Here is a 21,387-nt window from a genome sequence, read left to right as displayed (position 1 = left end):
TTTAAGAATTACTGAGCGCTTGTTTTAACTGAGATTCCGCAGCTTCTAGAGCTTCTGGCAATTTGCTCGCATCTTTGCCACCTGCTTGGGCGAGGTTCGGACGACCGCCGCCGCCGCCGCCGCAGATTTTGGCGATCGCACCGATAAATTTGCCAGCTTGTAAGCCTTTAGCATTGACCTCTTTACTGAAGGAAGCAACCAAGGTTACTTTGCCATCTTCTGTGAAGGAGCCGAGAACTACGGCACTGTTGCCGAGTTTCGCAGAGAGTTTTTCAGCGGCAGATTTTAAAGCTTCGGCTTCAATGTCAGGGAGTTGGGCTACCAAGACCTTGAAATCGCCAACGGGTTGAGTTTCAGTCAGAAGGCTATCAGCTTTGACTAGGGCAAGTTGTTGCTTGAGAGTTTCTACTTCTTTTTGGGAATTTTTCAACTCATTCTGCAAACCTGTAATTCGATCGCTAATTTCTTCGGGCTTAATTTTAAAGCGATCACTTAAGTCCTTGGTGATGTTGTCACGTACGGTTAGATATTCTAGAACTGCTTGACCTGCGATCGCTTCGATGCGGCGCACACCTGAGGCAACACCAGTTTCAGAAATGATTTTGAATACACCGATTTCGCTGGTGTTCTTAACGTGCGTACCACCGCAAAGTTCCATCGATACGTTAGGAATATCCATCACGCGGACTTCAGCACCATACTTTTCACCAAACATGGCGATCGCACCTTTCGCTTTGGCTTGAGCGATGGGTAATACTTCAATTACAGAGTCATGGGCTTCTGCAATCCAGTTATTGATTTGGAGTTCGATTTGCTGGATTTCTTCGGCGGTGACGGCACGATTGAGATTGAAGTCAAAGCGGAGGCGATCGCTATCCACGAGAGAACCTGCTTGAGAAACGTTAGAATCAACGATTTTCTTCAGGGCTGATTGTAATAGGTGGGTAGCGGTATGGTGAGCTTGGATGCGGCGGCGCTCGGATAGGGCGATTTGAGCATTGACACTATCACCGACCGCAATTTCGCCGCGTTCAATTTGTCCAATATGGATAAATAAATCAGCTTGCTTTTGCACATCACTAATTTTAGCTATCGCTTCACCAATGGCAAGATAACCCCTATCACCAACCTGTCCGCCAGACTCCGCATAGAAGGGAGTCCGATCCAGCACGATTTGGACTTTACTGCCTGCGATCGCCTTTTTCGTGAGTTCGCCATTGACTAGAATTGCTTTGACCGTAGCGGTGCTACTGAGTTCTGTATAGCCAAGAAATTCCGTCTTACCGATTTCCTTAGCGATATTTACCCAGTTGTCTTTTGCTAGTAAATCAATATCTTCATGGGCAGCTTGCGATCGCTCCTGTTGCTTCTTCATTTCGGATTCAAAGCCATCGGCATCAACGCTGAAACCTTCCTCTTCGGCAATCTCTTGAGTTAACTCAAGAGGGAATCCGTAGGTATCATAAAGAGTGAAGGCATCAACACCCGAAATAGTTTTGCTAGCTTTTACTTCAGGCTTTGCCAGAATTTCTTCTAACAACTTCTCACCACGCTCTAGGGTTTGTAAGAAGCGAGTCTCTTCGATTTTGATTTCATCCTTGATCACATGCTCTCTTTCGCGAGTGTTGGGATAAACTGACTCGGAAAGAGCGATCGCAACTTCGGCAACTTCGGAGGCAAATGTCCCTGAAATACCAATTAAGCGACCGTGACGCACGACTCGACGCAGGAGGCGACGCAAAATGTAACCACGTCCAACGTTAGAGGCATTAATTCCATCGGCAATCATATGCACTACCGATCGCACATGGTCGCCAATTACTTTGAGCGAAGTTTTGACTTTCTCATCGCTCTTGTGATAGTCAAGCCCTGCAATATCGGCAGCTTTTTTGATAATTGGGAAGATTAGATCGGTTTCGTAATTATTAGGAACGCCTTGCAATACCTGCGCCATCCGTTCCAAGCCTAAGCCCGTATCAATATTCTGCTTCTTCAACTTGGTCAGATTCCCTTGAGCATCACGATTCAATTCCATGAAGACAAGGTTATAAATCTCTAGGAAGCGCGAATCATCTTCTAAATCAATCGCATCATCACCCAATTCGGGATGGAAGTCATAATAGATTTCCGAGCAAGGTCCACAGGGACCTGTTGCGCCCGATGCCCAGAAGTTATCATCACCCATACGCTGAATCCGATGAGCAGGAATCCCGATCGCATCGCGCCAAATCGCAAGAGCCTCATCATCGGTCTGATAGACGCTAACTACGAGGCGATCGGGTGGCAATTGAAATACTTTAGTTACTAATTCCCATCCCCAAGCGATCGCTTCTTTTTTGAAATAGTCACCAAAGCTGAAATTCCCCAACATTTCAAAAAAGGTATGGTGACGCGCAGTTCTCCCCACATTCTCAATGTCATTGGTACGGATACATTTCTGAGATGTGGTGGCGCGAGGGACTTCAGGCTCTTGCTGTCCTAAAAAAATCGGCTTAAATGGTAGCATTCCCGCGATGGTGAGCAGTACGGTGGGATCGGCGGGGACGAGGGAGGCGCTAGGTAGTACTTTGTGATTACGCTCTTCAAAGAACTTGAGGAATTTCGCACGAATTTCAGCACCAGTAAGGGAGGGAAGGCTAGCCATGAACTTATGATTTAGGGTTTGATTTCAAGATTTGGGTAAAAAGCGATCGGTCGCTAAAAATCCGTAAACAATATTACGAATTGGCATAATTTGTCCATCTAGTATTATGCCACTAAGTTCAGACTGTCGTGGCAATTCATGAATTGCTTCTATGGTTAAGCAAAAATTAGTAAAACTGTTAGGATCGATCGCAATAAGTTTTGAAAATTGGTGACTATCGTGGACGCGATCGCTGTTAGCTCTCTTGCGCTCAATATTGTGTTGGGACTATTCATCCTCATGTATATATTTCGCATCGTGATGACATGGTATCCCCAGATTCCCCTCAAGCAATTTCCCTATAGCCTGATTACTTTCCCTACTGAGCCTTTATTATTCGTGCTGCGGAAATTAATCCCACCCATCGGCGGCATTGATATTTCCCCTGTGATCGGTGTGGGCATTTTTAGCCTTTTGCGGGAAATGTTGCTCGGTCAGCAAGGCATTTTGACCATGCTTCAATAGAAAGACGGCGCGAAGCGCCGCCTTTCTATTTTTTCGGTTTAGCTATAGCTAGAAAAACTTGCTATAATTAAAAATTGTGATTATTTCAAGAGCGTAAGTTTTGATAGAACGCTATACGTTACCCGAAATGGGTCGGTTATGGACGGATCGCCATAAATACCAAACTTGGTTGCAAGTTGAGATCGCCGTTTGCGAGGCTCAGGCAGAACTAGGATATATTCCTGCCGATGCTGTCGAAGAAATTAAGGCGAAAGCAAACTTTGATGCCGATCGCGTCAATGAAATTGAGTTAACGGTCAAGCACGACATGATCGCGTTTTTGACCAACGTAAATGAATATGTAGGTGATGCAGGGCGATACATCCACCTCGGTTTGACTAGTTCCGATGTGCTAGATACAGCTCTAGCAGTGCAATTAGTCGATAGTTTAGAAATCATCCAAGCCCAGTTAGAAGAAGCCATCCAAGCGATTCGCTACCAAGCCCAACAACATCGCTACACGATTATGTCGGGTCGGACGCATGGTATCCATGCCGAGCCAATTACCTTTGGATTTAAGCTCGCTGGCTGGTTAGCGGAAATGTTGCGCCATCGCGATCGCCTCTTGAACTTAAATAAGACTATTGCTGTCGGTAAAATTTCGGGCGCAGTTGGTACTTATGCCAATGTTGACCCACGCATCGAGGCGATCGCCTGTCAAAAATTGGGACTCCAGCCCGACTGTGCATCGACGCAGGTAATTTCTCGCGATCGTCATGCCGAGTTTTCGCAAGTACTAGCCCTGATCGGCGCATCGATCGAGCGCTTTGCCGTGGAGATTCGCAACTTGCAACGTACCGATGTCCTTGAAGTGGAAGAACATTTCACCAAAGGACAAAAAGGCTCCTCAGCAATGCCTCACAAGCGCAATCCAATCCGTTCGGAACGCTTAACAGGTATGGCGCGTTTATTGCGTGGTTATGCGACGACGGCTCTGGAAAATGTTGCCCTATGGCATGAACGCGATATTTCCCACAGTGCGGCGGAACGGGTGTTACTACCTGATAGCTGCATCCTAACTCACTTCATGCTTAGGGAAATCACGGATTTAACCAAAAATCTGTTAGTGCATACCCACAACATGGAGCGCAATCTCTATTGTTACGGTGGTGTGGTCTTCAGTCAGCAGGTACTTCTCGGACTAGTCACTAAGGGCTTGAGCCGTGAAGATAGCTATGCGATCGTCCAGAAAGCTGCCCACCTTGCATGGAATAAAACTGATGGTGATTTCCGTAAGTTAATCAGCGAAGATGAAACCGTGAAGAAAACTTTCTCTGAAGAAGAGTTAGCCGCTTGCTTCGATCCCAATAAGCATTTGAAGAATCTCGACCAGATTTATCAAAGATTAGGAATTTAGTTTTGGGCTTTTAGCCATTAGCTTTTAGCCATTAGCTTTTAGCTTTTTGACAACTTTCTTTTCGATAACTTGAAGCTAAAAAGGCGGCGCAAAGCGCCGCTTTTTTATTCGACTGCAAAGGTAATCGCGACTACGGCGCGGATATCTTTGTCGATGGTGGTGGTGTTATATGCACCACTGTTGCTAACTTCGGTGGAATATCGGGCGGTAATTTGGAAGACATCGGTTTCGGCTTTGCGGATCGTGCCGAGGCGACTGCCTGAGACATTGACGATCGCTTCACCTCTAGCCTTTGCATCTTTGGTCGCTTCAGAAATCATATCTACGCGCAATTTGCCGAGTTCCGTATAGAGATATTCCGCAGGTTCGGAAATGAAGGGCAGACCATCATTAATCAATTCCGTACTCGATCGCGCGATCGCCGTAATTGCATCAACATCTTTGGAACGAATTTCAAACCGTTGAACTAAGCGATAGGCAATGGTTCGACCTGTTTGCACGCCGTTACTATTTGTTTCGGGAATTGGTTGAGTATCGATCGCACTTAGGGTGATCGCCTCATTGGGAATATTTTTGCTCTTGAAGTAGGCTTGTACTTTTTCGGAATGGCGCTTCAGTTCTTGGTATGCGAGGGGCAATGTGGCTTGCTGACTAGAAACGGAACTTCGCCAAATCACAAAATCAGAACGAATCGGACGGGTTGAGGAACCAATTACAGTAAGGTTGTCATTGGATCTTAGCGATCGCAGGGCATTACTGGCGAGATAGGCGCTACCGACTAGGGCGATCGCGAGGGCAAGCATTCCGCTAAATAGTTGGGGAAATGCTTTGGGGGTTGGGGCGTTAGATTCTGGCAGCATGGCTTTGTGAGGAATCACTAAGTTAGCTGACGCAAAGCGTCGGGATTGGTTACGAGATGCAATAAATCGCAATATTGGGCTAAATCCCAAGTTGGATAATTATCATGATTCTTATTCAACTTGGGATATGCAATCGCACCAATCACAGGTGAATCCGTAAGGATCTGGCTAGCGCTCAACCTTTTCATTTTTGCTTTTAGAAAGCGCAGGTTTTGCATTTTGCTTTTTGGGGTGCAAGTGTTTGAGAACTTCTTGCTGTGCTGCCACGAATGTACTTTTGCAGACTATGTCTGATAATTCTTCCCAATTTGGGAGAGTGCCATGAGCAGAGGCAGTAGTTACAATGGCGATCGCAGAGTTGACGGCAACTTTGCAAGCGAGGCGCTTGGTGAAGTTGCAAACTGCTTTTGTAGAAAATTTAAACATTTGAGAAACACATTGAAATCAATGAGTTAATTCAACAGTTTTTCCTCAAAGGGTTGTACCCAGCGATTTTCTAGCTTTGTACTTAGTATTTCCTAATATTCCCAAAGTTGTCCTATTATTTCCTAGATTGCCCTTATCATTGAAATTAATGTTTTGCTCACGCTCAATACAAAAATAATTTTGCAAAATGAAACTAGCAGATCGGGATCTTGAAATCGTAAATGCAAATAGTACGGTGTTGTCTTGTGAAGAGGCGATCGCATTGTTGCAAGAACACCGTGAGGCGATCGCGCAGTTTCATGTTTCAGCTTTGTTTTTGTTTGGCTCGGTGGGTAGAAATGAGGCAAATGTTAAAAGTGATGTAGATTTGTTGGTGGAATTTGAGAAGCCTGTAGGTTTGTTTACATTTGCACGGTTACAGCGTTATTTGGAAAGGGTTTTAGGCTGTGCGATCGACTTGGGGACACCTGATTCTTTGCAGCCTTATTTGCGGGATATTGTGATGGGAGAATCAAAACGTGTCTTCTAGGACTTTAGAACAGAGATTACAAGATATTCTCAGTCAAGCAGAAGAAATTTTACAGTTTACGAGAGGTATGAATTTTTCTGATTTTGCTGGTGATGCAAAGACGGTCAAGGCTGTTTTGTATGATTTAGCGGTGATTGGAGAGGCAGCGCGAAGTCTTTTGCCTGATATTTTGGATGTATACCCTGATGTGCCTTGGGAAGATATGCGGTCTTTGCGAAATTTTACAGTCCATGAGTATTTTCGTGTTAATTTGAAAATTATCTGGGCAACGATCCAAGAAGATTTGCCACCGTTGATTGAGCAAATTCGTGAACTTATTGCCAAAATTGAAATAGGGTGAACTATGGAGTGGCGGGAGTTTTTAACGCAGCTTGCTGATGAGAATATTAGAAATCTTAAAGATTTAAATTCTAACGCACCTACCGAAGCAACTGTGCGAAAAACTTTTATTGAGTCATTCCCCGAACATCATGGAGTTGCAGATAATCCTTTTAAAGGTGATAAGACCAAGGAAGCACAGCAAACCTTGGTTTATAAGTGTTTTGAGAAAGTTTGCCCTGATTTACAAGATAAGAGAAAAGGTAAGTGGCAAATTTTAAGAGATTGGCTAAATGATGAGTTTTCATCACTAAGTTCACATCAAAAGAAAGATCAAGTTCGGGCTAATGAACCTTTACCTTCGATTCCAGTGTGGCATGGGCGGGAGGAGTTGCTCACTCAGTTGCAAGAGCTTTTGAAAGAGTCTGCTTTGCGGGTGTTGGTGTTATTGGGGCAGGGGGGGATTGGGAAGACGAGTTTGGCGATCAAACTGATGGAGAAGATTAAGCCACAGTATCAGCAGGTGTTTTATTTTCGGGTGCGGGAAGGGACGAGTTTTGATGATTTGGCGAATTTGATATTGGGGGATTTACAAGCCAATTTCCCCAAAGTTGAGAATAAGATTTATGGGATATTGCAATGCTTGGAGAAAGAGCGTTGTTTGTTGGTGTTGGATAATTTAGAGGAGATTTTACAGCCAGCTTGTGAAGACAATGGCTCTGGTAATGCGGTAAGTCAGCCCAGAAAGTCGCGATTAGAACCAGTGGGCGATTTGTTGAATGCGTTGGTTTATGGGCGACATAATTCCCATGTTTTGCTAACTAGTCGGGAGATGCCCTATGACTTGGCAGAGCGACGCAGTGATGGGGAAATCGATCCGCTTTTAGTGCGGGTGGAGAGAATAACGGGGGTATCTCAGTCAAATAGCGTCCAAATCTTGAAGGATTTGAAGTTGCCAGATAGTGAGACGGATCTGGCATGGGTTGCGGAGCAGGTGGATGGTCATGTGTTGTTGCTAAAGCTCTTGGTTGGGGCTAGCCAAGGAAGGCGGGGATATTTGCGGCAAAATCCGCAACTGGTGACGAAAAAGGCAGAACCAATCCTACGGGCGCAACTGGGACGACTCAGTGAAGCGGCAAAGGATCTATTGGTGCGGATGTGTGTGTTGCGGGTGGGGATTGATGTGCATGGATTAACCTTTTTGCGTTTGTATACCGATGATTGGGAAAATGATGAACGCTTTGAGATGGCAGTGATAACTGAGGAACCTGTGAAATTGACTTTTGAGGAACTTGAAGAAACGGAATTACTGATCGGGCAGTTGGTAGCGGCGAGTTTGGTACAGAGCCGTTATGATGAAACGCGCTATCGAGATTTTTACGATCTCCATCCTGTAATCGTGCAGTTTTTGCAACGGGAATATGCGGACAAGATTCCTGAACTGATGGGGAGCGTGTATAAGTTCTACTGCACTGGCAAAAACCTAGATAATCCGAAAACCCTTGAAGACTTGCGCCCTGTTTTAGAAGCCCAGTATTTTGCATTTCAGATAGGGAATTATGATGAGGCTAAAAGTTTAATTTACCAAATAGAAGATTACTTGGAGTTTTGGGGTTATTGGTCGCTCTTATTGGAACTTTACGAACAGGTTTTACCATATCTAAAAAAGTCTAGCCAGCCTTATATTTTGCAGCGCATTGGCTCTAGACATAGAGCTTGGGGTAATTGGCATGAAGCAGAAAAATATTATCAAGATGGTTTATCTATTGCCAAAGAGCTAGACGATCAGAGTTTAATCGCAGGATTAACTGGAAATTTAGGAGGAATCGAGCGCAACCGAGGCAACTGGGATGCGGCGGAATCTCTCTTCAGGCAATGTTTAGAAGTTGAAGAAGAATTAGGCGATCGCGCGGGTATGGCAACTTCTTGGGGAGCATTGGGAGGCATCGAGCGCAATCGTGGCAACTGGGATGCGGCGGAATCTCTCTTCAGGCAATCTTTGCAATTAAGTACTGAATTAGGCGATCGCGTGGGTATGGCAACTTCTTGGGGAGCATTGGGAGACATCGAGCACAATCGTGGCAACTGGGATGCGGCGGAATCTCTCTTCAGGCAATGTTTAGAAGTTGAAGAAGAATTAGGCGATCGCGCGGGTATGGCAACTTCTTGGGGAGCATTGGGAGGCATCGAGCGCAATCGTGGCAACTGGGATGCGGCGGAATCTCTCTTCAGGCAATCTTTGCAATTAAGTACTGAATTAGGCGATCGCGTGGGTATGGCAACTTCTTGGGGAGCATTGGGAGACATCGAGCACAATCGTGGCAACTGGGATGCGGCGGAATCTCTCTACAGGCAATGTTTAGAATTTGAAGAAGAATTAGGCGATCGCGCGGGTATGGCAAGTTCTTGGGGATTATTGGGAGACATCGAGCGCAATCGTGGCAACTGGGATGCGGCGGAATCTCTCTACAGGCAATCTTTGCAATTAAGAACTGAATTAGGCGATCGCGAGGGCATGGCAAGGTCTATCGGTTCGCTTGGTGAAGTTGAATTAGGTAGAGAAAATCTTGATTTAGCAGAAACACTTTTAAATGATGCGTTACAGCGTTTTACTGAGTTAGGCAATTTGCAATATATGGCTGAATGTAACTTTCGATTAGCCCAAGTTTGGCAAAAGCGCGAAGATCTCACTTTTGCTCAGAAATATTACGACAAAGCCAAAACCATCTATCAACAACTTGGCGCAGTCAAAGAAATAGAGCGCATCGAAAAGGAATGGCAACTTTAATCTGAAATATGGAATTACTTCTGCAACAACCTTGTTGCTAAAATAGCTTTAATTTCTTCGTCCGTAGTTGAAGGCTCATCAGTCTTGGCAATACCTACTAAACTTGCCGCAATACCATTATGTTTGATAGCTGTCAAAGGTTCTGACCGTAGCGATTTCATAGCTGTCTAGGGCATAGGATCAACTTATATGAAATTATACCAAAGCCTCTAGTTCAACTCCAAGGCAAAATCATAGAGGCATGGTTAGAGAATCACAGTTGCGCTAAAAACTGACCAAAGCGATCGCTACTTCTCACCAAAACTATTTCTAGGTTTTAATAGGACTAGTAAGCAACTATTTGATTTATGCCTAATAAACTTGGATTTTGGTTGATTTGGATTTTATTTTCGGTCTATGCCTTCATCTTTGCGCCGCCTGATCGCCCCGATACCTTGCAACTAATTCTCAAATTGAGTACGGGAGACTGGCAAGGCACAAATGCCTTGATTGTTGCCCTGTTTAACCTCATGGGCGTATTTCCCTTCATTTATGCCTGTATGCTAGCCAGCGACGGACGTGGACAAAAAGTACCCGCTTGGCTATTTGCCAGCCTCTCATTTTTGGTTGGAGCCTTTGCCCTACTTCCCTACTTTGCTCTGCGGGAACCAAACCCCACCTTTATCGGCAAAAAGAACCGACTGATTTCCGCCTTAGAGTCACGCTGGACAGGGATTGGACTTAGCGCGATCGCCATTTACTTCTTGGTCTATGGATTCGCCAATGGTGACTGGGCTGATTTTATCCAGCAATGGCAAACTAGCCGATTTATCCATATGACGAGTTTAGATTTCTGTATGTTGTCTCTGCTATTTCCTTGGTTACTTAGTGATGACATGGAAAGACGCGGCATGACAGACGATCGCTTTTTTACATTTATTGCCCTAGTTCCCTTAGTCGGCGCATTGATTTACCTCTGCTTGCGATCGCCTTTAATCGAAAGCGAACAAGAAGCTACCGCTTAAAATATCAATAAGAAAGAGCGCTTTGCGCTCTTTCTTATTGGCAAATACTTTCAATCATCCGATTAGCTTGGGAGCCGTAGCCGCCACCAAAGAGATTGAAGTGATTGAGAATGTGATAGAGATTGTAGAGAGTTTTGCGCTCTTTGTAGCCAACATCAAGGGGATAAGCTGCATTGTAGGCGCGATAAAACTGCGATGGAAAGCCGCCAAATAACTCTGTCATTGCTAGATCTACTTCGCGATCGCCAAAATATAGCGCAGGATCGAAAATCACAGGCTCACCCTTGACAAAGGCAGCATTGCCACCCCAAAGATCTCCATGCACCATTGAGGGTTGTGGTTGATAATCGCGAAAAAATTTAGGTAAAGCTGCATAGATTTTCTCTTCGGGAATACTGCAACGCCAACCTTTGCGCTTAGCTAAACGAATTTGAAAAGCGAGCCGATATTCACGCCAAAAATCAAGCCAACTATTTGTCCAATTGTTAATCTGGGGAGTTGCACCAATCGTATTGTCACGATCCCAACCAAACCCGCGATCGCTCGTTACCCGATGCATCGCCGCCAAATGCCGACCCATCGCTTCCCAATCTTGACCTCCCCCAAAATCCAGATTTTCCATCACCAAATAAGCCGCCTCACCAGCGATCCCCCAGCAGATCGGCTGGGGTACGCGCATTGTTTTGGTTGCATACATTTGCTGGAGTGCGATCGCCTCCGCCACAAACATATCTAACTGATTGGCGGTATTCGTTTTTACAAAAAAATCACGCTTCCCATCGGATATTTTAGTGGTCTGGTTAATGCAGCCACCCGACTGCGCTTGACGGTGATCGCTCGTAAATTTTGCACCCGTTGCCTGCGAAATGGCGATCGCAATTTCATCCCACATAGTTTTTAATCCGAAATCCAAAATTGAGTAGAGGTTTAGCCTATGTTCTCAATAAAACGTAACCCCAAAATTTAAAGACGGTTCGTATACTGTGAACTAACACAATGACTTAAATAATTGAATCAACAATTAATTTTTAAAAACTACCTTAAATTGGTGCAATATGATGAACGACATTGGTAAGTATCGCTTTGTTTGTACCCTTACTCTCAGTGACATTCTGGGTCAGGTAATTGTTTGGCTAGGCGTGATTTTTGCCTCCCTTGCGGCAGCACTCTCCCTGATGAGTAAACCCGTTTATTCCTTTGGAGCAGTTGGCTTAATTGTAGTGACATCTCTACCATTTTTGCTCTTTACCTTCGTCACCACATTATTTAATCACATAGATATTGTGCCTCTCACCGAAGAAGAAATTAAGCGCAACAATTCCAAAATATCAGGTGTACGCAAAACTGCGGTAAAGGCTTAAATTCTAGTAGGCTTCCTATTCATAAAAACCGAAAGCCTTTACTGAGGGTGATTTGGGGTTTTCAAATGGGTCTATGCTCATTTGAAAACTGCTCTATAGACATTGTGATCATTGTTTGATAAACCATTAGCTAAGAAATTTTTTAAAAAACAAGGTTTAATCACTGTGCGCCAGCTTAATTTTGTTGTTATTTTTGTCGTTGCTCTTGCTTTAGTATTGTTTGCCTTAGAAAATACTGCTGCGGCTCCTATCCAAATCATTCCCCAAATTAAAGTCGCAGCACCGATTTCCGTAGAGCTAATTTTAGCAATGGGCTTAGGTGCAGTCTTAGCTTGGATTTTTAGCGTTTGGTCTGGCTTGCAAAAATCCATTGAGATGCGTAACCAAAATATGCAAATCCAGAATTTAAAAGAAACTGTTGAAAATTTAACTGTTGAGATTGAAGAGCGCAAACGCTTGGTCTCTGCCTCAGCGATCGATGTCGAGATCGATGACGACGACAAGCCCAAAAACTAAAATTTATGATCATCTGTGTTGTCACGATCAGAACACAAATCCATAGATCGTAGGATGTTTTGGCGATCGCCTAATCCATGCTTGCTAGTTATTTGATGGGTTACACTTCACGAAAACATCCTATAGATATAGCAATCCTAAATGGTTTGTGGAAGCGCATCCCAAAGGGGTGCGCTTCCACAAACCCCAAAATCTACAAATGATTTAGGATTGCTATATGCTGGTATTCTTAAATTTTTATGATATATAGACAAGGGGCTTCAGCCCCTTGTTGTTTATGGACTAAAATTTGTTGGAATTACCCTGCAATCGGTGATATTTTTAAACATCCGCTTCTCGTAAGCTCCATGACTCTATCCATCGCCGAATCAGTTACCAAAGATGCCATTGCCCTATTGATTGACCTTGCAGAACGAGGTGAGATCGATCCTTGGGATGTGCAGGTAATTGATGTCGTCGATCGCTTTTTGTCTCGATTGATTGTGAGCGATCGCCGTGATTTATATGACTCAGGGCAAGCGATGCTCTACGCTGCGATGCTAGTACTGCTCAAAGCTAACTCACTATCAGATATCCAAGCTGCCTACGAACAAGATGACGACAACAGCGAAGATCTCGAAGAACTAGAGTCTAATGAGTTAGTAGGTTCATTACGATTGCCTACGGATTTTGATAAGCGGTTGCGTCGTCTTCCTGTGGCATTACCCCCCAAGGCTCGACGTATTACCCTAGAGGAGTTGATCACGCAGATAGAAGCGATCGCTGAAATTGTGGATCGCAAAACCAGCAAACCTGCTAAACGTCCAGTCCAAGGCAAAATGGCAAGACGGGCAGCCATGAAAGCGATCGCCCAACTTGCCCACAAAGAGAATTTGTCAGAGATGGTCGAGGAAATCGAGCGTTATTTTATACTCCATCCCGATGAAGAGATCGAGATAACTGATCTAGCGGAAGTATTTAATGATCGTGTTGGTGTGTTTTGGGGACTATTGCTGATGTCATCCCAGTCCAAGGTGGAGTTATTCCAAACAGAATTTTATGGCAAGATCCAAATAGTGCCGACGATTAAGGTTCCACCACTCAAAGAAATCCCCTTTACAAATAGTGCAGCTAATTCCACAGTAGAATCTACTCAATTACAATTGACTTTTTCTGAATTAAAAGAAGTTTCGTGAAACATCTACGCCCATACTCCGATCATTCCCCCCAATATCTAGTTACAGCAATCTTGTCTAGCATAGGTGCGATCGCTATCAGTCTAGCCATTGTTGCACCTGCTGCCTTAGCCCAAGTGCGTAACCCATCCGTCTATAAACCAACCCCAATATCCAGTGGTGTTGATGTTAATGATACTCTCACAGATAAAGATATTCCCACAGGTCAGAAAGGATTTGCCCGTGACTATATCCTCGAAGCCCAAAAAGATGAACGCTTAGAAATCACCGTAAGTTCAGGCAGCTTTGATACGGTTTTAAGTTTGCTAGATGTCAAGGGCGATATCATTGCCGAAAATGATGATGCTGCAAGTGATGCCACAAACTCGTTAATATTTTTTAAAGTGCGTCAATCAGGAAGTTATACCATCCGCGTTTCTTCCTTTGGTGGTAGCAGTGGTGGTAAATTCACCCTCAAGGTAACTAAACTCCGCGTTGTGAATTAACAGAAAGGGGGGCAAATCCCCCCTTTCTGTTAATCCCTGATAATTCTCAACATGCGCGATTCAATCTCTTCCCAAGTTTTGAGAGAAACGGCGATCGCCGTTTTTTTACACTTCACCATCAAGAGGTTGGCATAGAGATAATTTTCTAGAGACTCTACTTCCTGATGCGAAATTTGATTTAAATCCGATGGTAAATATAGTGTTTTTAGCCATATCCGACTTATTTTCTGTCGAAATTCTTCTCGTACTTCAAAGGCTTGATCATAACTTGGCACTTGAGTATGTAAAGATTCTAATCTAGTATTGACCGCCATAAAATTGATATATCTTGAATCAAAATTAATGGGAGCAAGGGATTGTTCAATATTGCTACAGAGTTGGAGTGTTAGATTAAGCTCTGTTTCACTATCAAAATCAAGGGCATGGGCAAGGCTCATTGATAGGTCAGATTCAAATATTTTGCTAAAGTTGATCGATAGATCAAAAGTTTCATATAAATCACGAGCAATTCCCAACATTCTGGTTAATACCAAAGCAGTTGCAAGTTCTGATAAAAAACGAGGACGTGCCAAAAAGAGTGAAGCAATGCGCTTCGCAACATTTTTTAAATTACCTGTTGAATTGATTGTTATTTGTTCTAGCCAATCTAAGATATCGCGTAGTCTATTGGTATTGATATAGTCAAAAGCCTGTGACTCAATACATAATAAGAGTTCTTCCGTATTACCCACCATCATTCCCGCAAGCAATAGAAAAACCTCTTGCCAACGGCGATCGCTTAAATGATTAGGAACAAGTTGTCTGACTTTACCGTGGTTGTATATATATCGGGCAACAAAATATTCTTGAAAAGTAATATGACTAAATACCAAGCTCACAGATGTATTTAAATTCGTAAGTCTACAGATTCCCATCTGCTGCAACACCTTAAGGACAAATTCAACTTCTAATTTCTGCAAATCAACCGTACAACTACTTAAGATCGTTTGGATATGCTCTGTTATCTCTTCTAAAGAGAAGAGATTTTGCCTAAGCTCAAATCCCTTATAGGCAATTTCCGTTAAGATCAGATCCAATATGTCAGTACTGAGGCTTTGCTCTCCTTCATTGTTTTGTAATTGATTTTTTACAATCTGTTCTTCAAATAGTAAATGAATTGCTTTTTGATAAAGTCCACTAATATTACTAGGAAAACTATAACGGCGATCGCTAAGCAGACATAACAGAGATAAACATAAAGGGGACTTTGCTAATTCTTTAGCAATAGGGTGTAATTGCAAAATTTTCCAACACCTTTGAGCTTCCTCCGAAGCTAGATCCTGTTTGGATTTAGGAGATGACGAGGTTGCATTTGAGATAGAACTCATCGACTCATCGATAACCTCTGACTCATAGGCGATCGCAAACCATTTATGGATATATTCCTGAACATGCAAATCTCCCCAAGGTTGTAATACGACTTCTAAAAACTGTCCCAAACTATTTTGATAGGAAGCTAAACGACTAGAGACTATGTAACGATTTTTGGGATATGTCTTTACGAAATCTTGCACATGCTGCGATAGATGGGTTTGAGATAATACCGCCTCATTCAAACCATCAACTAAAATCAGTAACTTACCCTGTTCGAGCATCCATAATGCTAATTGCTGTGAAAAGGGGAAGCCAGCTTTATTAAATTCCTCAGCGATCGCCTGCAATAATGTATCTGTATTACGGCAGAACTTCCACATCTTTAAAAATACAGGTAGCACTTCATGCCGATAGCGACTATCTGGATAGTGTAGAGCCTCTAGTCCAATGTACTTTAGAAAAGTCGTTTTCCCTACAGCAGGATGTCCCAGAATTGTGAGATATTCTTCTTCATTAGCAATGTTCAGTCCGATTAGATTGCTACCTTTGCTATGATTACTCCTCTGAAGATCGCGAGTAAATGCCTCTTCAAGTTCATTAACTGAATTAAAATTCCGAATAGAAGTATGAGGTTGAAACTTCTGAAGAATATAAATGGAAGAAAGATCTGGTAGTTTTTGACTCCCGAATAACTGTGCAAAAGAATGGATCTCTAAATAGTTCTTGGTATAGCGCCTTGCAGCCTTTGCCACAGCATGATTAAAATAAGTTTCACTGACATCACATTCCCTACCTTGCTCACTCTCAACAAATCCTGATAACGCCTTCTCAAATCTACTAACAACTTCACGAATGTTTTGTTCTTGCTTTATACTCATTGCTACCATAAATTCAGTGAAATATGCTTATTTCTATTTCCAGTGATATCTGCTGATATTGATATTGTATCGCAACCACCATAATGCTTATAATAAATTAAGGATTTGAAAGAAAAAGGAAATAAGAGCTATTAATCTCTAATTCTTAAGCTAGATATTTTATATTAACGTTTAAAATTTTATTGCCGTTAGCAGAAGAAACTCATGGTAAAAAATTGAATAAACCCTATAATAAATGTTACAAAAGTTAATAGATTCTTTTGGCAGAGTTATATTCTAAAATATTAGACCTACAGTAACTTAGCTTAAGGTTAAGGCTATCTTAAGAGACCTGCTAAGTAGCTGGGCATAATTAAAAACCAGAGTAAAAACCTGTCGCGCCTGTGCAGCGTGCGCTACAGTTTTTTTGGTTTTATATTTAATTGCACCTAGCTACTTACTTGACGAAACCCAAACAAATGCTTGTGCCACAATAAATAGTCTGTATTTAAGAGGGCTGTTGTAGGTTTACTCTTATGTGTAAACCCAAAAACTACAAAATATTTAGGAATGCTATAAGTATTTTGTAATGATCTCAATATAAAAACATTGCAAAGATTATTAAAGATGAAGTAGCCCAAATTCCTTTATTGATTATTAAGAATTTGTGTTTCTATTTTTAATATCAACACAAACATCTATAATTATCTAGATATGATCCAAGACAACATCTGAATTATCCATTAATCATCATCACTAATCTACATAATTAAGTTCTTAGACTTAACATTGCCTAAGTCTCTGGGGAAGAGCAATTTAATAGGTTAAGTTGGCAGGTACTTTGAGATAGTACTTTGCTTATGTTAATGATTGTCTTGATCGCAAAAGTCGATTTTTAGTTTTGGAGATATTTATGCGTAATGAACTTGGCGAATTTAGCAGCATTGTGTGTTTCAAGGCTGTAGTCACTGGCACTGAGGAGGCTTTAGGGGAAAAAGCAGCCGCGATCGCACTAATTTCTGCTGGTCGCGCACGTGGCAGACAAATTGCAGAGCAGCTTGGGATCAAAGGAAGTGGGACTTCTCACGAAGATCTGATTCCCTTACTCCAGAAAACCTTGGGTAAAGATGGCACAAGACTTTGCATTGTAGACCAGATTGAAGAAACTAATGAAGTAATCAGAGTTCATTGTCGAGAAACAATTTGTTCAGCAGGTGAGCCTGAAGGTTCGCCTCGTAAACTAACTTTCACTTTAGGTGCAATTCAAGGTGTACTCGAGCAAGTTGTCGGAAAACGTCTGCGCGGGAAACAAACAGAGTCAGTTCTGCGGGGGAGTTCCCATGATGTCATTGAATTTGAAGTAATTGGTTAGTCAAATCTATTCGATTGAACTTATTAGGAAATAGTACTCAGAACTATCCAAAAGTTGCTTGATTCAAAATAAGTTATCTAGTTCATGATTCCTACTCTAGTTACCCAAAAATCAACTCAAACAATAAATTAAAGAAAAGGAGAAAAACAATGGGTATTAATGTTGCAAAACTAGAAAGCATTCTGCAAAATCTAGTAACAAGTACCAGTGATGTACAGGGGGCTGCACTGGTATCGCCCGATGGGCTACCCCTAGCATCGACTTTACCAAGTGGCATGGATGAAGAGCGAGTCTCGGCAATGTCTGCGGCAATGCTCTCCCTCGGCGAACGTATCGGTAATGAACTAGCTAGAGGCGTGATCGATCGCTTGTATGTTGAGGGTGATAAAGGTTATGGCATTTTAACCAGTTGTGGAGAAGAGGCAGTTTTACTGGTACTTGCCAGCAAAGCCGCTAAACAAGGATTACTGATGCTAGAAATCAAGCGTGTTACAGGTGAACTCAAAGCCGCTCTTTCATAGTTTAGATTTGCACTAAAGGCGCGAATCTAAACCCCTATAAGTAGCTAGGCATAATTAAAAACTAACTAGAACCAAAAGCTGTGGCGCACGCGCAGCGTGTGCCACAGCTTTTAGAGCTTTATATTTAATTGCGCCCAGCTACTTAGAAAATATGAGAGCGATCGCAGTAAAATCTGATTAAATCTCATAAATCAGTAAAAAGTAATTATATTTTTATTGTTGAATCCTGTTTAAATTTATATTTTTCTTGGTAAAAGAATATAAGTTCAAACAGGTTTTGGGCATTTTTTATTGTTGAAATTTTTCCTAGAAATATTTAAAAAATCTTATTTGAGTGATTGTTTAGTATTAACTATTTTCTTTAAGAATTTGATTTCTATCTCATAGATACATCTATAATCAAATATATGTTCGGAGTCAATATTCACTTTGAATATATTTAAGACATTAGCAAGTTAATAGTCTTCTCAAATTCTCAACTTTATAGTGCTTGTGGTAACCCTATAGCTTCTAAATTTAGAAACTATAATTATGGGGAAATAGGAAGGCTATAAATAACTACCCTGATCACACAATAACTAGGAGTATCTATGGCTCTCGATTCTCAAGCTTTTATGGCAACGATGGAAAGGCGGGTCTCTTTCTCTGCCGCAGATAAGGCCTTGCTAAAGGCAAATGCAGCATGGGGAAGCTCGATCGCTGCAAAAATGGCAGAGGTCTTTTATGCCTATTTAGCTCGCGATCAAGAAATGAATGCAATTCTGACTGCTAAAGAAGGTCGGATGCACCGCTTAAATGAAACATTCATTGAGTGGTTTGGGGAAATGTTTACAGGTATGGATGACTGGGGAAGTGTCTATGCTGCTCGTCGTTGGCGGATTGGACTAGTCCATGTGCAGATTGGGATTGGACCACAACATGTTGTCCCAGCAATGGCAACGGTTGTTAATGAAGTAGGTCAACAGCTCAAAACGGCTGGGATCTCTGACGAAGTAAGAGAAGCATTGGGAAGAATTTGCATGATCGATCTTGCTTTTATTGAGCAAGCCTATGTTGAAGTCACTTCTCAAGCAGTCTTGCAGGAAACAGGATGGACTGAAGGACTGTTTAAACGCCTGATTTCTACAGGTGCGGCAAGTATGAAATAGCGATCGCATATCTCGACATCTAAATCTAGTAAATCCAACTACATAACAGAATCAAAGCAAGGAGAAAAAGATGGGGATCAATGTTGCAAAACTAGAAAGCATTTTGCAAAATCTAGTAACGAGTACAAGTGATGTACAGGGGGCTGCCCTCGTATCACCTGATGGTCTACCTTTAGCATCGACATTGCCCAGTGGAATGGATGAAGAAAGGGTATCAGCGATGTCAGCCGCCATGTTATCTTTGGGGGAAAGGATTGGTAATGAGTTAGCCAGAGGCTTGATTGATCGGCTTTATGTTGAAGGAGATAAAGGTTATGGGATCTTGACAAGTTGTGGAGAAGAAGCGGTTTTACTAGTACTAGCTAGTAAGGCAGCTAAACAAGGATTACTGATGCTGGAAATCAAGCGAGTTACGGGAGAACTCAAAGCCGCCCTGTCGTAGCGATTATGTAAAAAAGTTATTTCATCTGTAGGGAAATAATTTTTAAAAGTTATAAGATTTTTGCTAAAACCCTTGTTTAACGCAAATCTTAGCAAAAATCTTTAAATTTCTGTCAGTGCAAAGCACTGTTGACGATGCAGGGAAGGGACAAAAGAGATTTATGGAAATCATGCGTTTGGTTGTAGCTGGTACGGTTGGTGCGGGGAAATCAACTTTTATTCGGACTGTAAGTGAAATTGATGTCGTCGATACCGATCGCCGAGCAACAGATGAAACAGCAGAAATAAAACATAAGACCACTGTAGCGATGGACTTTGGTCGTTTAACTTTTGGTCCAGATATGGCTCTACATATTTATGGAACTCCTGGTCAGCAGCGCTTTGACTTTATGTGGGATATACTCATTCGTAAAGCCCATGCCTTTATTTTGTTAGTGGCAGCGCATCGCCCCCATGAATTTCGCTATGCAAGGCGAATTCTGAGCTATTTAAATCGACGAGTCCAAATTCCTTATATTATTGGTATTACGCACATGGACTGCGAGGGGGCATGGTCAAGTGAGAATATCAAACTGGCACTAGGTTTTGTTGATACCAAAAGTCAACCCCCTGTGGTTGTTTTGAATGCGGAAGATCGAGACACGGTCATTCAGGCAATCATCGCACTGGTGCAATATTATATTTCTATGAGATAAGATCACCATCTAAAAGTTTTTCCTTTCCTAATTTTCAGATATAGATTCGAGCATTCACTGGTTCATCGTTATGGCAATTACAGGCTCTTTATCCGAATTTTCTCTCCCAGAGATATTTCAGTTTTTAGATCAGGGTCAAAAAACTGGAATATTGACAATTAGAGATCTGAAAGCTCTGCAAACAGGAAAATCCTTATTGCGACATATTTGGTTACATAACGGACGGGTGGTAGCTGCGGGCGATCGCTTAGATAATCGTGGTTTAGCAAGGTTAATAGAAGAGAGAGGCTGGATTACAGATACAAATCGTGCGGAGGTAGAACGCCTCATCCAAGCAAATGTCCCCTTAGGACTAAATCTAAAATCTTTAGGAATACTATATCCCGATCAACTCAAGTTACTATTTAGCGTGCAGGTTTTAAGACAGGTCTGCTCGTTGTTTCAAGTAGAGACAGGTCAGTTTCGCTTTGACGCGAAAGTTGATTTACCTAAGGCAGAGATGACAGGACTTAGTCTACCTGCTACGGAAACGACATTAATGGGGTTACGTAGTCTCAGGGATTGGCAAATTTTGCAAAGTAAATTGCCTGACACTAGCTCAACATTATTCAAAATTATTTATGATGAACCCCATTTACGTTTAGATGCCAGTGAAACGCAGGTATGGAAACTAGCAGATGGCTCCATGAATCTCAAAAAGATGGCAGAGCGATTGCAACTTCCTTTGCCAAAAATTCAGCAAATTTCATTTCGGTTGATTGTCGTTGGTTTAGTGGAAGAAGTACCTGATATTGATATGGGCATCGCTGATAACAGTGATGATCTCAAAGGGTTGGATGGAGATATCAGTGGGCAATTGTCCAATCCTCCAGTAAGAACTGAGATCAGTAATTCATTTTTACAAAGCCTCGTAGGATTTTTACAACATAAGGCTTAGTTACCCTATGGCTTTAAACCCTGCTGCTTATAATACGCTTGTACCAAAGGTTTCAGA

At 42.3% G+C, this 21,387-nt stretch carries 23 protein-coding genes; 16 read left to right on the top strand and 7 right to left on the bottom strand.

The genetic code is table 11. The features are described from left to right. Position 1: 1 nt before the first annotated feature. Complete coding sequence (gene alaS / locus NMG48_RS04840) at positions 2–2,644, bottom strand: alanine--tRNA ligase (protein WP_271254219.1); 2,643 nt, start codon at positions 2,642–2,644, stop codon at positions 2–4. 219 nt (positions 2,645–2,863) lie between these two features. On the opposite strand from alaS, the gene NMG48_RS04835 reads away from it, so the two are divergent. Together NMG48_RS04835 and purB are read left to right on the top strand one after the other, a co-directional pair. After that, positions 2,864–3,148, top strand: a complete 285-nt coding sequence (locus NMG48_RS04835; RefSeq protein ID WP_126390402.1) for a YggT family protein — start codon at positions 2,864–2,866, stop codon at positions 3,146–3,148. A gap of 100 nt (positions 3,149–3,248) precedes the next feature. Then, entirely contained in the window at positions 3,249–4,544 is a 1,296-nt protein-coding gene (gene purB / locus NMG48_RS04830; RefSeq protein WP_126388594.1) for an adenylosuccinate lyase, read from the top strand. Positions 4,545–4,648: 104 nt separating this feature from the next. Here purB and NMG48_RS04825 read toward each other — a convergent pair whose 3' ends face one another. The 3 genes from NMG48_RS04825 to NMG48_RS04815 are packed head-to-tail and all read right to left on the bottom strand — an operon-like array spanning position 4,649 to position 5,830. Beyond that, positions 4,649–5,404 (bottom strand): SIMPL domain-containing protein, encoded by a 756-nt coding sequence (locus NMG48_RS04825; RefSeq protein ID WP_271254218.1) that lies wholly within the window; start codon positions 5,402–5,404, stop codon positions 4,649–4,651. 17 nt (positions 5,405–5,421) lie between these two features. Continuing rightward, positions 5,422–5,592 carry a hypothetical protein gene (locus tag NMG48_RS04820; RefSeq protein WP_271254217.1) on the bottom strand — a complete coding sequence of 57 codons (171 nt, stop codon included), beginning with the start codon at positions 5,590–5,592 and terminating at the stop codon, positions 5,422–5,424. Beyond that, positions 5,573–5,830 (bottom strand): hypothetical protein, encoded by a 258-nt coding sequence (locus NMG48_RS04815; protein ID WP_271254216.1) that lies wholly within the window; start codon positions 5,828–5,830, stop codon positions 5,573–5,575. Before NMG48_RS04815 ends, NMG48_RS04820 begins: the two co-directional genes overlap by 20 nt. 187 nt (positions 5,831–6,017) lie before the next feature. Between NMG48_RS04815 and NMG48_RS04810 the strand changes: the two genes are divergently transcribed. From NMG48_RS04810 to NMG48_RS04800, 3 genes are read left to right on the top strand one after another with little or no spacing between them, the layout of a single operon-like run. Then, entirely contained in the window at positions 6,018–6,359 is a 342-nt protein-coding gene (locus NMG48_RS04810; RefSeq protein ID WP_271254215.1) for a nucleotidyltransferase family protein, read from the top strand. Next, on the top strand, positions 6,349–6,699 hold the full coding sequence (locus NMG48_RS04805; RefSeq protein WP_271254214.1) for a HepT-like ribonuclease domain-containing protein: 351 nt from the start codon (positions 6,349–6,351) through the stop codon (positions 6,697–6,699). Before NMG48_RS04810 ends, NMG48_RS04805 begins: the two co-directional genes overlap by 11 nt. Before the next feature lie 3 nt (positions 6,700–6,702). Beyond that, on the top strand, positions 6,703–9,465 hold the full coding sequence (locus tag NMG48_RS04800) for a tetratricopeptide repeat protein (protein ID WP_271254213.1): 2,763 nt from the start codon (positions 6,703–6,705) through the stop codon (positions 9,463–9,465). Positions 9,466–9,479: 14 nt separating this feature from the next. Here NMG48_RS04800 and NMG48_RS04795 read toward each other — a convergent pair whose 3' ends face one another. Further along, complete coding sequence (locus tag NMG48_RS04795; RefSeq protein ID WP_271254212.1) at positions 9,480–9,602, bottom strand: hypothetical protein; 123 nt, start codon at positions 9,600–9,602, stop codon at positions 9,480–9,482. 210 nt (positions 9,603–9,812) lie between these two features. On the opposite strand from NMG48_RS04795, the gene NMG48_RS04790 reads away from it, so the two are divergent. Next, positions 9,813–10,469 (top strand): DUF2834 domain-containing protein, encoded by a 657-nt coding sequence (locus NMG48_RS04790; RefSeq protein ID WP_271254211.1) that lies wholly within the window; start codon positions 9,813–9,815, stop codon positions 10,467–10,469. A gap of 34 nt (positions 10,470–10,503) precedes the next feature. On the opposite strand, the gene NMG48_RS04785 is transcribed toward NMG48_RS04790, so the two are convergent. Continuing rightward, the gene (locus tag NMG48_RS04785; protein ID WP_271254210.1) at positions 10,504–11,361 is read right to left on the bottom strand and encodes a fructosamine kinase family protein; all 858 of its coding nucleotides are present in this window, start codon (positions 11,359–11,361) and stop codon (positions 10,504–10,506) included. Between the two features lie 166 nt (positions 11,362–11,527). Between NMG48_RS04785 and NMG48_RS04780 the strand changes: the two genes are divergently transcribed. The 4 genes from NMG48_RS04780 to NMG48_RS04765 all read left to right on the top strand — a co-directional run bounded on the left by NMG48_RS04780 (position 11,528) and on the right by NMG48_RS04765 (position 14,006). Next, positions 11,528–11,830 carry a hypothetical protein gene (locus NMG48_RS04780; protein WP_174235311.1) on the top strand — a complete coding sequence of 101 codons (303 nt, stop codon included), beginning with the start codon at positions 11,528–11,530 and terminating at the stop codon, positions 11,828–11,830. Positions 11,831–11,995: 165 nt separating this feature from the next. Beyond that, a complete protein-coding gene (locus NMG48_RS04775; RefSeq protein ID WP_271254209.1) occupies positions 11,996–12,346 on the top strand; it encodes a LapA family protein in 351 nt (116 codons plus the stop codon). Between the two features lie 347 nt (positions 12,347–12,693). After that, a complete protein-coding gene (locus NMG48_RS04770) occupies positions 12,694–13,521 on the top strand; it encodes a segregation/condensation protein A (protein ID WP_271254208.1) in 828 nt (275 codons plus the stop codon). Next, positions 13,518–14,006, top strand: coding sequence for a PPC domain-containing protein (locus NMG48_RS04765; protein ID WP_271254207.1), 489 nt, complete (start codon positions 13,518–13,520; stop codon positions 14,004–14,006). The genes NMG48_RS04770 and NMG48_RS04765 overlap by 4 nt, the downstream gene beginning before the upstream one ends. A gap of 29 nt (positions 14,007–14,035) precedes the next feature. Here the strand turns inward: NMG48_RS04765 and NMG48_RS04760 are convergent, their stop codons facing one another. Then, the gene (locus NMG48_RS04760; RefSeq protein WP_271254206.1) at positions 14,036–16,237 is read right to left on the bottom strand and encodes an NACHT domain-containing protein; all 2,202 of its coding nucleotides are present in this window, start codon (positions 16,235–16,237) and stop codon (positions 14,036–14,038) included. 892 nt (positions 16,238–17,129) lie between these two features. Here NMG48_RS04760 and NMG48_RS04755 point away from each other — a divergent pair. From NMG48_RS04755 to NMG48_RS04730, 6 genes are all read left to right on the top strand, one after another. Beyond that, positions 17,130–17,588 (top strand): hypothetical protein, encoded by a 459-nt coding sequence (locus NMG48_RS04755; RefSeq protein ID WP_271254205.1) that lies wholly within the window; start codon positions 17,130–17,132, stop codon positions 17,586–17,588. A 149-nt stretch (positions 17,589–17,737) separates the two neighbouring features. Continuing rightward, positions 17,738–18,109 (top strand): roadblock/LC7 domain-containing protein, encoded by a 372-nt coding sequence (locus tag NMG48_RS04750; protein ID WP_271254204.1) that lies wholly within the window; start codon positions 17,738–17,740, stop codon positions 18,107–18,109. A 590-nt stretch (positions 18,110–18,699) separates the two neighbouring features. Beyond that, complete coding sequence (locus NMG48_RS04745; protein ID WP_271254203.1) at positions 18,700–19,257, top strand: protoglobin domain-containing protein; 558 nt, start codon at positions 18,700–18,702, stop codon at positions 19,255–19,257. Positions 19,258–19,327: 70 nt separating this feature from the next. After that, entirely contained in the window at positions 19,328–19,699 is a 372-nt protein-coding gene (locus NMG48_RS04740; RefSeq protein WP_126388568.1) for a roadblock/LC7 domain-containing protein, read from the top strand. Between the two features lie 160 nt (positions 19,700–19,859). Continuing rightward, positions 19,860–20,393: a GTP-binding protein gene (locus NMG48_RS04735; RefSeq protein ID WP_271255240.1), complete on the top strand. Its 534-nt coding sequence runs from the start codon at positions 19,860–19,862 to the stop codon at positions 20,391–20,393. A gap of 70 nt (positions 20,394–20,463) precedes the next feature. Then, positions 20,464–21,330 (top strand): DUF4388 domain-containing protein, encoded by an 867-nt coding sequence (locus tag NMG48_RS04730; RefSeq protein WP_271254202.1) that lies wholly within the window; start codon positions 20,464–20,466, stop codon positions 21,328–21,330. The last annotated feature ends 57 nt before the right edge of the window (positions 21,331–21,387 follow it).

The organism is Pseudanabaena sp. Chao 1811 (assembly GCF_027942295.1).
In the GTDB taxonomy this organism is placed as follows: domain Bacteria; phylum Cyanobacteriota; class Cyanobacteriia; order Pseudanabaenales; family Pseudanabaenaceae; genus Pseudanabaena.
Note: the sequence above shows the minus strand (reverse complement) of the source record. Positions and strands in the feature narration are given on the sequence as shown.

What these genes read in the sequence shown, in the direction of transcription:
- NMG48_RS04820 (WP_271254217.1), bottom strand. Translation starts at nt 5,592, where the DNA reads ATGAAAAGGTTGAGCGCTAGCCAGATCCTTACGGATTCACCTGTGATT.
- NMG48_RS04770 (WP_271254208.1), top strand. Translation starts at nt 12,694, where the DNA reads ATGACTCTATCCATCGCCGAATCAGTTACCAAAGATGCCATTGCCCTA.
- NMG48_RS04745 (WP_271254203.1), top strand. Translation starts at nt 18,700, where the DNA reads ATGGCTCTCGATTCTCAAGCTTTTATGGCAACGATGGAAAGGCGGGTC.
- NMG48_RS04785 (WP_271254210.1), bottom strand. Translation starts at nt 11,361, where the DNA reads ATGTGGGATGAAATTGCGATCGCCATTTCGCAGGCAACGGGTGCAAAA.
- alaS (WP_271254219.1), bottom strand. Translation starts at nt 2,644, where the DNA reads ATGGCTAGCCTTCCCTCCCTTACTGGTGCTGAAATTCGTGCGAAATTC.
- NMG48_RS04755 (WP_271254205.1), top strand. Translation starts at nt 17,130, where the DNA reads ATGCGTAATGAACTTGGCGAATTTAGCAGCATTGTGTGTTTCAAGGCT.
- NMG48_RS04790 (WP_271254211.1), top strand. Translation starts at nt 9,813, where the DNA reads ATGCCTAATAAACTTGGATTTTGGTTGATTTGGATTTTATTTTCGGTC.
- NMG48_RS04815 (WP_271254216.1), bottom strand. Translation starts at nt 5,830, where the DNA reads ATGTTTAAATTTTCTACAAAAGCAGTTTGCAACTTCACCAAGCGCCTC.
- NMG48_RS04780 (WP_174235311.1), top strand. Translation starts at nt 11,528, where the DNA reads ATGAACGACATTGGTAAGTATCGCTTTGTTTGTACCCTTACTCTCAGT.
- NMG48_RS04740 (WP_126388568.1), top strand. Translation starts at nt 19,328, where the DNA reads ATGGGGATCAATGTTGCAAAACTAGAAAGCATTTTGCAAAATCTAGTA.
- NMG48_RS04730 (WP_271254202.1), top strand. Translation starts at nt 20,464, where the DNA reads ATGGCAATTACAGGCTCTTTATCCGAATTTTCTCTCCCAGAGATATTT.
- NMG48_RS04735 (WP_271255240.1), top strand. Translation starts at nt 19,860, where the DNA reads ATGGAAATCATGCGTTTGGTTGTAGCTGGTACGGTTGGTGCGGGGAAA.
- NMG48_RS04800 (WP_271254213.1), top strand. Translation starts at nt 6,703, where the DNA reads ATGGAGTGGCGGGAGTTTTTAACGCAGCTTGCTGATGAGAATATTAGA.
- NMG48_RS04825 (WP_271254218.1), bottom strand. Translation starts at nt 5,404, where the DNA reads ATGCTGCCAGAATCTAACGCCCCAACCCCCAAAGCATTTCCCCAACTA.
- NMG48_RS04750 (WP_271254204.1), top strand. Translation starts at nt 17,738, where the DNA reads ATGGGTATTAATGTTGCAAAACTAGAAAGCATTCTGCAAAATCTAGTA.
- NMG48_RS04810 (WP_271254215.1), top strand. Translation starts at nt 6,018, where the DNA reads ATGAAACTAGCAGATCGGGATCTTGAAATCGTAAATGCAAATAGTACG.
- NMG48_RS04760 (WP_271254206.1), bottom strand. Translation starts at nt 16,237, where the DNA reads ATGAGTATAAAGCAAGAACAAAACATTCGTGAAGTTGTTAGTAGATTT.